Consider the following 11230-nt stretch of genomic DNA (forward strand, 5'->3'; position numbering starts at 1 on the left):
GGACTATGCAGATCGCTAATCCACAACGACGTCGTTTTCTGCAAGCTAGCGCCGCGCTGGGTGGTGGCTTTTTACTGAGCTTGTATCTGCCACCTTGGCGACAAGCTAATGCCGCTGAAACCGACGACATGGCGCACTTGAGTGCCCATATTCGTATTCACAGCAGCGGCATGATTGAGATCATGTCAGTGATCCCCGAGATTGGGCAGAGCATTAAAACCAGTTTGACTATGGTGATTGCCGACGAGTTGGACGCTGACTGGGCTAACGTTATTGTTGAAACCGCGCCTCTCGACAGTGCCACTTACGGCCGACAATCCGCCGGCGGCAGTCGCAGCATTCCCAGCCATTTTGACCAACATCGTCGCATTGGTGCTGCCGCCAAGCAGATGCTGATCGCCGCCGCGGCGCAGCAGTGGCAAGTGCCCGCCAGTGAATGTCGCGCCAGCAACAGCCGTGTGTTGCATCAGGCGTCCGGTCGCAGCAAAACCTATGGCGAGTTAGCCGCCGCCGCAGCCAAGCTCGATGCGCCTACACTCGACAAAGTTACCCTGAAAAAGCCGAGCGAATTTACCCTGATCGGCAAGTTCACCACCGGCGTGGATAATGACGCCATCGTCACGGGGCAGCCGCTGTTTGGTATTGATGTGGATCTGCCCGACATGCTGTATGCCGTATTCCACAAATGCCAGGTGTTTGGCGGCAAAGTGCGTCGCAGCAATGTGGCCCAAATCGCTAAGCTGCCGGGTGTACGGCATGCCTTTGTAGTTGATGGCGTGGACGATTTTCAAGGTATCAGCAGCGGAATCGCCATTGTGGCTGATAGCTGGTGGCAAGCCGAAAAAGCGCGACGGCAGTTAGAGGTGGAATGGGATGAAGGCTGGGCTAAACAGCAAAATAGCCCGTCGTTTGACCAACAAGCCGAGCAACTGTGGCAACAGCCGCCAGCGGCCACGCTCAGCCGTGAAGGCGATGTAACGCAGGGCTTTAGCGAGTGCAGCAAAGTTATTGAGGCCGAATATCGTTATCCGTTTATCGCCCACGGCCAGTTAGAACCAAACAACTGCACCGCCGTGTGGCAGCAACATAAACTCACCATGTGGGTGCCATCGCAAGCGCCAGATCGTGGTCGGCGCCAAGTGGCTGATGCATTGAACATCAACGAAGACGATATCACCGTGCATGTGACCCGCATGGGTGGCGGTTTTGGGCGGCGCTTGTTTAATGACTACATGGTTGAGGCAGCGTGGATTGCCAAACAGGCGCAAGCACCGGTCAAATTACTGTGGAACCGGCAGGATGATTTTCAGCATGACTATTATCGCCCCGGTGGTTATCACAAGTTTAAAGCGGGGCTAGATGCCAACGGCCAACTGCACGCGTTTAGCGATCACTTTGTCAGCTTTGGTCACAACGGCCGTCCCTTGTTAGCGGCGAGTATGCACGCGTCGGAATTCCCTATCGGCTTTGTGCCGCATTTGCAGTACGGCAGCTCGTTGATTGCAGCGCAAATTCCCACCGGCTGGCTACGCGCGCCCACCAGTAATGCCATGGGCTTTGTGTTCCAATGTATGCTGGATGAAGTGGCGCACGCTGCGGGGCAAGATCCATTAGCGTTTCAACTGGCGTTATTGCGCCGCAGTGATGCCAAACCCGCTAACGGCTTCGCGCCACAACGGATGGCAGCGGTATTAGAGCGGGTGGGGCAACTCAGCGGCTGGGGCAAAACACTGCCTAAAGGTCAAGGGAAAGGCATCGCCTGTTATTACAGCCATGCCGGTTACTTTGCCGAGGTGGTGCATGCCAGCGTTGACGCCAAAGGCGCCATCAGCATTGAAAAAGTGTGGGCGGTCGGCGATGTCGGGCAATTCATCGTCAACCCCAGCGGCGCGCAGCACCAAGTGCAAGGTTCGATACTCGAAGGTTTATCGCAAGCCTTGTATCAAAAGGTAGAAATTGATGGCGGCGCCCAAGTGAGCAACTACCATCAACACAAGTTGCTGACCATGGACGCCGTGCCGCCTGTAGAAGTGGAGTTTCTCCCGTCCGACAATCCCACCACCGGTTTGGGCGAGCCCGCTCTGCCGCCAGTGATCCCCGCCTTATGCAACGCGTTATTTGTGGCGACGGGCAAGCGGGTACGGCAACTGCCTATCAAGCCAGAGATGTTCGCATAGTCGCTACTGCGAAGTTTATGACTGAAAGCCGCTTGTCGAAGCGGCTTTTTATCGGGAACGCACCATCGCTGCTTTGTTAGTGAGTTGGCCTTTACCGACCAGAAAGTTGGTTAGGTATTCCGCGTACTTAGCGCGGTCGAGCGCGTCGGCTGGTAGAGTTTCAGTGAATTTATCAATTGTGACATCAACAGCTTGTGACCAATTCAAACGCATCTGTTTGTTATTCCTTAAAACACGATTTGTTCATCATGGGCCGTGGCTTTGCTGCTGGCAATATTCAAATGTGATTACAGATTTACTTAAGTGGCAGCGCTTATTTGCTGTTCTACTGCTGTAGTGGTTTGAGTCGGTCACCAAAAATGAGGTTGATTTTGCAAAATGTGAGCTAAGGCTAAGATCGGTTTTTTGGACATGATTAGCGCTTGAATCTTGTTTAGCACAGGTCTAGGGTAGACCACATAGTTTGCAGCGATGGCGAGTTTAGATGCGTAATCTGTTGTTGGTAATCACATTGATATTGACGCTGGTGGGGCAAGGCATTATTGCTAACCACAGCTTTGCTATGTCGATGCCACAAACAGCAGCTAGCATGGCTACCGCCAGCCAACATAGCGCGACCACAACCATGGACTGTTGCCAAGGTAGTGATGGTTGTCATTGTCAGATGTCTGCAGACCATTGTTCCTCTTTGGCAGGTTGCGCGGCACATTGCAGCGCGGTTTCTGCTATCACCGATTTTGGCGTTTCTGTGCCAGTCAACCAAGTGACTCAACGTATTAACGTACCGCTTTGGAGCGTACAAACTGCGTATAGTCATGTACAAACTCCTCCCCCAAATTTGGCGTAAATCACCGCACCTGTGCGGCTAATCTCTACGATTTAACTCATTTACGTTATTTAATTTGGGAATTATGACTATGTGTATCTCTCTGACTAAAACTGTTATTGCCGCTTCTTTGACTCTTACTGCTGTTGTTGCTCCACTGGCTTCTGCCGCTACGCTGAAGGTTCCAGATAGCATTGAAATTAGCAGCATCGACGGTCAAGCGGTTAGCCCGCTGGCTAACATTAACCTGAGCGCTGGCGACCACCTTATCACCCTGAAATACAATGATTATTTTAGTGCGTATGCCGATGATTCTGGCGATTGGGTTAGCTCCAAAACCTTGTTTGCACACATTAAGGTGGGTGATCAGGCACAGTTAACCTTGGCTACTCCAGTGATCCAAAATGCGGCTGATGCCCGTGCATTTGTCAAACAGCCACAACTGCAATTGACTGATAACCAAGGCGGTAGCGCTACCGTGCAACTGCAATCGCAAGCGGCGTTGCTGACGCAATTGTTAGCGCGTCGCTAATTGTTCACGGTGTAACTTCCCCAGTAAGCCAGCCCCGCTCCCAGCGGGGCTTTTTATCGCTGAAATGTGCAGATTTTTTGTCGAGTCGTGATATCGAACGTGCTAAAAAATTAAGAAAATGTGATGATAGGTCGCTTATTCATAAGGGATTATCTGAACATCGTCGCCATAGTACCTTGGTGCTATCGGCGGTTAGCACCGCTGTTTACAGGTAATGGATCACCAATCTTCATGAGTGTTGTTGAGTAGTATGGCTAAGTCGAATTCAGTCGCAAAACTTGGTGTCGGAGCTGCAAGTGTGGTCGGTCTACTGTTATTAGCTGGCTGTGGTGGCAAATCACCCTTGGCAGAAATTTGTCATGATAATCCGCAGGTGTGCCGCGATTTAGATTTAGATGCAACGTGCCGCGAGCGGCGTACGCCGTTGTTGGAGTTACGCTTGGCAATCAAGCGCCAACAAGTCAGCGCTGATGATGAAACCCAGTTTAAACTGCTGCAAGCCTTGGAGTCGTATAACACCTGCTTGAAGCGGGCGGCGGGGATTCAGCATGTGAATAACCCATCACTGACCAGTAATGCCCAACGCGCTTATGCGTTAACCTCCGAAAGTTTGCAGGCGTTACAGCAGCAAACACAAGGGCGTGACAATGCCCATTTGGCCTATTATCACTGGACTAAATTAAGCGACCGTAGTGCGCTCGAAGTGCTGAATACGCTCCAGCAACAGCATAAAATTCAAGATGCCTACATTTTGGCGGGGCTGGGCACCGAGCGTTTGCGCAGTGAACCTGAGCAAGCGCGCGAGCTATTTTTGCAGGCACTGCAAAATGCTACGCCAGAGCAGTTTGTGGCGGATTGGCTGTTAGCGCTCGCCAGCGTAACACCGGATGTCGAGTTAAAATACCTGCTACAAAAAACCAATGTAGTGTTGACCGATCGCGGCGTGAATCAACGCATGTTAACTGACAGTTTGGGGGCGCGTCGCGCCGCACAGGCGGGCTTAGATACGGAGGCCCAGCAGTTAGCGCAAGCATTGCAGCGGGGCGAATACCAACAAAGCCATTGGCCTGATCGTTTAGCTTACACTGAACCTGTGGCACAAGCTCCAGTGGCCGCTTCAACCGATAACGCCAGCGTCAGCGGCGCAGTCACCTCACCCACGACGCGCTAGCGGTTAAATCGCTCATACAACAACGCCGAACCTTGAGTTCGGCGTTGTGCTGTTAACGCGGCGCTAATGGCGCTTATTTTTTCGGACGGAACGGCTTGATCACCGCTTCATTGCATTCCAAATACGGGCCTTCCATCAAGTCGATGCAGTAAGGAATGGCCGGGAACACCGCATCCAAACATTCACGAATCGATTTTGGTTTGCCGGGCAAGTTAACAATCAGCGTATCGGCACGTAATCCGGCAGTTTGACGTGACAAAATCGCCGTTGGCACATATTGCAGTGACACCTGACGCATCAGTTCGCCAAAGCCTGGCATCATGCGGTCACACACCGCTTCGGTGGCTTCTGGGGTGACATCGCGTTTGGCTGGGCCAGTACCGCCGGTGGTGACCACTAAACTGCAGCCGTCTTCGTCTGCCATGCGGATCAAGGTGGCTTCAATTACATCGCGCTCATCTGGGATCACCTCATAAACCGGTTCCCATTCGCTGGTGAGATAATCGTTAAGGGTATCGATAATGGCTTTGCCTGACAGATCTTCATACACGCCAGCACTGGCGCGGTCACTGACAGTCACAATGCCGATTTTGGCTTTTCCCATGGTTTACTCCACAATCTTGTTCGGCAGTATAAAAGCGCCACAATAGCATAATCGCGCCGAAAGAGCCTGTGTGGGTTATGTTGCGGTGGCGCTTGCGGCTAAGTAGACGACGTTGTCTCGCCCTTGCGCTTTGGCTTGGTATAACGCGATGTCGGCGCGGCGCATCAGCTGCGATAAGGTCTCATGCACGTATTGCGCTTCCGTCACACCAATGCTGGCACTTTTATGGCCGACCACCGGAAACTGGTGTTGGTTGATGCACTGTTGTAGCTGCTGCGCCACTTGCAGTGCTTGAGTCCCGTCGGTGTTGGGCAAAATAATAAAAAACTCTTCGCCACCAAAGCGACCAACATGGTCTTGCTTGCGGACGTTGCGCCGCAGCAAGGTGGCAAAGTGCGACAGCACTTTATCGCCAGCATCGTGACCGAATTCATCGTTCACCGCCTTAAAGTGGTCAATATCCAGCATGATCAATGACATCGGCTGTTTATGGGCGGCCACCTGTTGTTGTTCAAGCGTAAATAGCTGCGACATCTTTTCACGGTTCCACAGTTGAGTCAGTGGATCGCGGCTGGCGAGTGCGGCGAGTTCGAGATTTTTCTCATACAGCGAGTAGTGCGTGCGCTCCAATACCAAGGCGCAGACAAAGCCAAAGCTAAAGGCGGAAAACAGCCACATGATGTGTAGGTTGATAAAGGTGCTAGGCAGATCGGTCATAACACTGGCGCCGATAATAACCACGCAACTGCTGCTGGCGGAGATAAACGCATGTTTGAGCCGCAGGCCAGAAATGGCAAAAATCCACATGATGCTGAGATAAAACTCAGGGGCAAAATAGACAAAATAGCGCGAGCTGAGATTGAGATAAACGTTGATAGTATTGGCCCCAATGGGCGCCAATATCAACAACAGCAACATGGCGCGATGGTGCCGAGGAAAATGCGTCAAAATCCCTACGGTCGCCATGACGGACGGCACCAACACCGCGTGAAAGAAAAATCGCTCAGCGTTGTAGTTGGGTACAACCGTATATTCGACGACGGTGTAAATCAGGTACAGCAGCGTGGTGACGAGCGCGATATAACGAATTTGTGGCAGGCGTGTGCGCAACGCCCAAGTGTGAAAATCGTGGGTTTGGTGTGACTGGCTAATGGGTACATCGTTTTGAATTTTATTAAGAAAGCGCACAACCATTGACATCGTTGCCTCAAAAATGAATTGCCTGCTGTGCAAATACTCGGTGCTAGCGGGTCTGGTATTATTGGCAATCCTTGCTGTTAAAAATATCGCTGTAGTCGTCAACAGCTCATAGTATAAGCAGTTGACGCGTGAGTACATCGGTTAACGTAAATAAAATGTTAAATCAAACAGGCGCATTCCTCATTGTGTGATGGCAATCAAGCGCCGTGCTTGCCAAAAGGCATCGCGCCAATAGGGCGTGTTGAGCGAGGAGATGGTAACGCCTTCGCTGGTGGAGGCGTGCATGAAGTTGTTATGGCTCAGGTAAATACCCACATGGCGGCTACTCCAACCGGTCTTAAAAAAGACTAAATCACCACTCACCAACTCTGAACGTGCCACTTTGACGCCGCGGCTTGCTTGTTCCTCGGTGGTGCGCGGTAAATTCATCCGCGCTAGTTGCTGATAGGTGAGTTGCACAAAACCAGAGCAATCAATGCCGCGTTTGCTGCTGCCGCCATAACGATAGGGTACGCCACGCCACTGCTGCTCAAAGGCCGCCAGTGTTTTTACTGGTAATAACAGTTGGTTGGGGCTTGGCGCTGCCACCTTAGTGGGCTCCGGCGCACTGCTACAACCGGCCAGTAACAGCATGAACAATAACAACGATACGGATAAATAGGCGCGCAACATCTTTTCCTACGGGCGATGATATGTTTCAGACTAGCAGTTCAATGATGATCTAGACAATGATCAGTGCATTAGCGCAGCGTCATTGCACTATTTGGCATCTGGACTAGCGCCGCTAGCCCGGCATCACTAGCTCAAATTCCCCTCGTGCCACCACCAGACCATTGATCTGCAATTCCACTTTATGCGTTCCAGGGTAATACACTCGGGTGGTAATGGGTTTGATGGTATGTTTTTTAGCGATAGTGAGTGTTTTGCCTGCGCCGAGTTCAGCGGTGCGCCATTTAAACACTTTCGGAGATGTAGCACCGTTGGCTTTTTGGTGATGGACCACATAATCAATCATCAAAGACTGCGGATGTTTTGCTGTTGATGTAATACTCGCGGTCAATTGCATCGACCCACCATAAATGAGTTCTGATGCTGATAACTGCAATGAGCAGACGCCCAATTCAGCATCACGATAACCTAGTGCTTTCAAGGTTGCAGGGTGTCCTGCTTTAATCAAACTACGGCAAGCGTGTGCCACTAACTTTTGACGCTGCTTGTTCGCATTGATTAACCAATCCGCCGCTAGCTGGGCAATCAGATCTGGATGGTCTTTACTAATATCGTTGAGATTATTGGCAACCGAGCGGCGTACATATTCGCTTGGGTCATCTTTCAACTTGTCGAGCAACGATAAAACCGGCTGAGGATCTTGCACAAACTTATGCAGTCTCATGCCCCAAGGTAAACGAGGTCTTGAGCCTTCGCTGGCTAAACGACGAACATGCTCATTTTCATCCACAGCCCACTGATGCATGATCTGCATCGCTTGTTCAGTATGCCGATCTAAAAAAGGGCGGATGGCAAACTCTGAGCTGAATCGCTTGGTCATCTCTTTTAGTAGCAGCATAGAAACATCAAAATGCTGCATACCATGCTTTGCGACATAATCTGCCAGCGGCATTATCGCCCAACCACTTAAACCCTGTTGATCTTGGTCGCTGGTGGCAGTGAGCGCATTGGCATCAACTGTGTCACCAAGTAAGCGCTGGAGTATTGCGCTACTCTCAAGAAAGTCTTGCGGCAAAAATCGAGTGAGCTGTTCACAAATCAGATCACTACGCTGTTTAAGCTCAAGATGGTCTAGTTTGCTGTTGATCGAACTAACAAAGCTTGCTCCATCAAAGGTGTGGTGAACCTGTTGTATCTGCTTGGCAAGCTTGAGCACTAACTGCTGGTTAAATACGTTCTTAAACGGTTCAGACATAACGAGGTCACCAGTGGTGGAGGGAGGCAAAATTCTGTGTCATCGATAAAAAAGGCCGCTTATGCGACCTTTTTTATTAAAATCAAATGACTAGCGCATCGTCACGAACTCTTCAGCACCGGTCGGATGAATCGCTACCACCGCATCAAAATCAGCTTTGGTCGCGCCCATCTTAATCGCCACGCCAAAGCCTTGCAGGATCTCGTCCATACCAAAGCCGATGCCGTGAATACCGACCACTTTCTCTTCTGCGCCGACGCAGACCAGTTTCATTTTGCATGGCTGACGGTGCGCGGTCACTGCGGTGTACATGGCGGTAAAGCTCGAGGTGTAAACCTTCACTTTTTCTGCTCCGTAGCGGTCTTTCGCTTCTGGTTCAGATAAGCCCATGGTGCCAATAGGTGGGTGGCTGAACACCACGGTTGGAATACAGTCGTAATCCATCTTAGCATCGGGCAGTTTGCCAAAGAGGCGTTCTGATAACAGACGACCCGCTTTCACCGCGACTGGCGTTAGCTCAACACCGCCGGCCATGATGTCGCCGACACAGTACACGCCTTCTGCAGCGGTATTTTGCTGGGCATCAGTGATGATGTAGCCACGTTCATCGCGCGCCACATCGGTGTTTTCGAGGCCGATATTGCCGGTAGATGGATGACGGCCAATGGCCCAGATCAGGCTATCAACTTCATATTGTTCATCATTTTCTAGTGTCAGCGTCAGGCTACCATCGCTATTTTTGATGACCGATTTTGGCACGCTGTGGGTATGCAAGGTTGGACCATCGGCGGCCATGGCTTCCACCAATGTTTCATACAACATCGGGTCGAAGTTACGCAGTGGCGCGTGTTTACGCACAAACAGGTGGGTTTCGCTGCCGAGTGCCTGCAATACGCCAGCAATCTCCACCGCGATATAACCAGCGCCGATCACCGCCACGCGTTTGGGTTGTTCGGTCAGGGCAAAAAAGCCGTCTGAGTCGATGCCGTATTCCGCGCCGGGAATGTTCGGAATCGTTGGCGCGCCGCCAGTGGCGATCAGAATATGGTCAGCCGTGTAGTGCTCGCCGTTTACTTCGATGGTGTGATTATCCACAAAGCGGCCGTAACCGTTCACCACGGTGACTTTGTTATTGCCCAAGCCGCGTTCGTAAGAACCGTGAATGCGCTCGATGTAAGCTTCGCGGCTGTTAACCAGCGTTTGCCAATCAAACTTGTTGATGCTGACATCAAAGCCATAATCTGCGGCGTACAGTTTCATGGCTTCGGCGATGTGGGCGCCGTACCACATCACTTTTTTCGGTACACAACCCACGTTAACGCAGGTGCCACCCAGCTGTTTGGCTTCAATCAGTAGTACCTTTGCGCCGCGCATTGCCGCGCGATTGGCAGAAGCGATGCCGCCGCTGCCTGCCCCGAGGCAGATATAGTCAAAATGCTGTGCCATGTTTTACTCCATTGCTTGGATTGGCTGGCCAAAATTGGCCCCACGAGCTGATTAATGGAAGCCATTGTAGGGAGATTTAACTGGCCTTGCTAGCCTTGCACATGACCAACTATAAGCCACATCGCGCGTGGTCGCCTGCGGCAGGCCCGGCACCAGCACACTTCAAGCATTGCCACTGCTGTTGGTACTGGTTGATTTCATCATGAAAGTATTCGGCTAAGCGGGTATCCGACTTTAACCGCCGTTTCAATTCGCCCATGCGGCTGTGCAGCCAGCGACATCCTGCGTCATCCGCCACTTTATCAGCCTTGGCCGACTGGCGCGTTCTATGGCGCTGAGGGCTAACCTTAACGGGCGTGACCAACGCCTCATGGGCGTGATATTCCAGTGCGGGCGCATACTCGGTTGGCAGTGGGATCGGGTTGCCGTCGGCATCTAATGCTTGCTCCTGCGGGTGCTTGAGCGGTGTGTTGTTAGTGAGTTCAGTGGCGATGAGGTGACTGCTGGCAACCAATAGCAATAGGCTGAGCGTGAGGTGTGGCGCGAGTGACATTCCGTGTCCTCCGTGAGAAGCCATTCCGTTGGCGGTAATTGCGGCAAGGCGGAATTGTCAGTGTAAACATGGCCGCTGTTGCGCACCAGTGTTTAATTTAGAACTGATAACTGAACATCACCCCGCCAAAGGTTTGCTGGGCTTGGCATTGATCGCCTTGCTCATGTTTGATGTCTTGCTGGGCGATGCTACGGCTGACATGTAATGACAATGCCAGTTGTGGGTTGAGTTGCAGCTCGCCGATAACGCCAAATTGCAAGTTGTTGCGGCCATCATAGTCGGCGGTGGCAAAGCCAAAATCCCAGCCTTGGGTGACATAGGGCGATAGTTCGAGGCTATCATTAAGCGGCCAATGACCGGCTAGCGTGAATTCCAAAAAGCCGCCGTTGGCTGCCGTTGCATGAGTATAAACCAGCGAGGGCGTTAGCCACTGCCACGCTTGATATTCGAGCGCGGCGGCGAGTTCGTTATCGTGGCAGCGTTCATCACCGAAAAACTCCAAGCGGGTGTAACTGCCAATGAGTTGCCAATCATCAAATTGCAGCTGATAGCCGATACCGCCATTAAACTCGACATAGTTTTCGCTGCTGGCAACACCTTGGCGCTCAAACAGTAATACACTGCCATTTTGGTAATCGATACCACTCCAAATCACACCGCCACTGGGCAAATTATTGCGGCCTTCAGAGATGTATTTACTCTCCCAATCGACATAGATGGCGGTTTCTGCTGCATAGCTGTAACCCACACAGCAGCAGGCGATAAATGGCAGTAGGCACCCAGTTTTCATTGTGTTA

12 protein-coding genes are annotated in these 11230 nt (G+C 51.7%); 4 read left to right on the top strand and 8 right to left on the bottom strand.

From position 1 onward, the window contains the following. Positions 1-5 precede the first annotated feature (5 nt). A complete protein-coding gene (locus L9G74_RS12415; RefSeq protein WP_238896732.1) occupies positions 6-2177 on the top strand; it encodes a xanthine dehydrogenase family protein molybdopterin-binding subunit in 2172 nt (723 codons plus the stop codon). A 48-nt stretch (positions 2178-2225) separates the two neighbouring features. On the opposite strand, the gene L9G74_RS12420 is transcribed toward L9G74_RS12415, so the two are convergent. Beyond that, positions 2226-2390 carry a hypothetical protein gene (locus L9G74_RS12420; protein WP_238896733.1) on the bottom strand — a complete coding sequence of 55 codons (165 nt, stop codon included), beginning with the start codon at positions 2388-2390 and terminating at the stop codon, positions 2226-2228. Between the two features lie 271 nt (positions 2391-2661). Here L9G74_RS12420 and L9G74_RS12425 point away from each other — a divergent pair, with 271 nt between their 5' ends. From L9G74_RS12425 to L9G74_RS12435, 3 genes are all read left to right on the top strand, one after another. Further along, positions 2662-3024 (top strand): hypothetical protein, encoded by a 363-nt coding sequence (locus tag L9G74_RS12425; RefSeq protein WP_238896734.1) that lies wholly within the window; start codon positions 2662-2664, stop codon positions 3022-3024. Positions 3025-3094: 70 nt separating this feature from the next. Continuing rightward, positions 3095-3535: a DUF2057 family protein gene (locus L9G74_RS12430; RefSeq protein WP_238896735.1), complete on the top strand. Its 441-nt coding sequence runs from the start codon at positions 3095-3097 to the stop codon at positions 3533-3535. A gap of 250 nt (positions 3536-3785) precedes the next feature. Continuing rightward, positions 3786-4706: a DUF2989 domain-containing protein gene (locus tag L9G74_RS12435; RefSeq protein ID WP_238896736.1), complete on the top strand. Its 921-nt coding sequence runs from the start codon at positions 3786-3788 to the stop codon at positions 4704-4706. Positions 4707-4779: 73 nt separating this feature from the next. Here the strand turns inward: L9G74_RS12435 and mog are convergent, their stop codons facing one another. From mog to L9G74_RS12470, 7 genes are all read right to left on the bottom strand, one after another. Then, positions 4780-5310, bottom strand: a complete 531-nt coding sequence (gene mog / locus L9G74_RS12440) for a molybdopterin adenylyltransferase (RefSeq protein ID WP_238896737.1) — start codon at positions 5308-5310, stop codon at positions 4780-4782. Positions 5311-5385: 75 nt separating this feature from the next. Further along, positions 5386-6510 carry a GGDEF domain-containing protein gene (locus tag L9G74_RS12445; protein WP_238896738.1) on the bottom strand — a complete coding sequence of 375 codons (1125 nt, stop codon included), beginning with the start codon at positions 6508-6510 and terminating at the stop codon, positions 5386-5388. Positions 6511-6690: 180 nt separating this feature from the next. After that, positions 6691-7182, bottom strand: coding sequence for an NlpC/P60 family protein (locus tag L9G74_RS12450; protein ID WP_238896739.1), 492 nt, complete (start codon positions 7180-7182; stop codon positions 6691-6693). Positions 7183-7294: 112 nt separating this feature from the next. Continuing rightward, positions 7295-8434: a DNA alkylation repair protein gene (locus tag L9G74_RS12455; protein WP_238896740.1), complete on the bottom strand. Its 1140-nt coding sequence runs from the start codon at positions 8432-8434 to the stop codon at positions 7295-7297. A 90-nt stretch (positions 8435-8524) separates the two neighbouring features. Beyond that, the gene (gorA, locus tag L9G74_RS12460; RefSeq protein ID WP_238896741.1) at positions 8525-9880 is read right to left on the bottom strand and encodes a glutathione-disulfide reductase; all 1356 of its coding nucleotides are present in this window, start codon (positions 9878-9880) and stop codon (positions 8525-8527) included. 109 nt (positions 9881-9989) lie between these two features. Then, positions 9990-10433: a hypothetical protein gene (locus L9G74_RS12465; RefSeq protein WP_238896742.1), complete on the bottom strand. Its 444-nt coding sequence runs from the start codon at positions 10431-10433 to the stop codon at positions 9990-9992. A gap of 97 nt (positions 10434-10530) precedes the next feature. Further along, positions 10531-11223 (bottom strand): hypothetical protein, encoded by a 693-nt coding sequence (locus L9G74_RS12470; protein WP_238896743.1) that lies wholly within the window; start codon positions 11221-11223, stop codon positions 10531-10533. Positions 11224-11230: the final 7 nt, after the last annotated feature.

Source organism: Shewanella electrica, assembly GCF_022321485.1.
Taxonomy (GTDB): domain Bacteria; phylum Pseudomonadota; class Gammaproteobacteria; order Enterobacterales; family Shewanellaceae; genus Shewanella; species Shewanella electrica.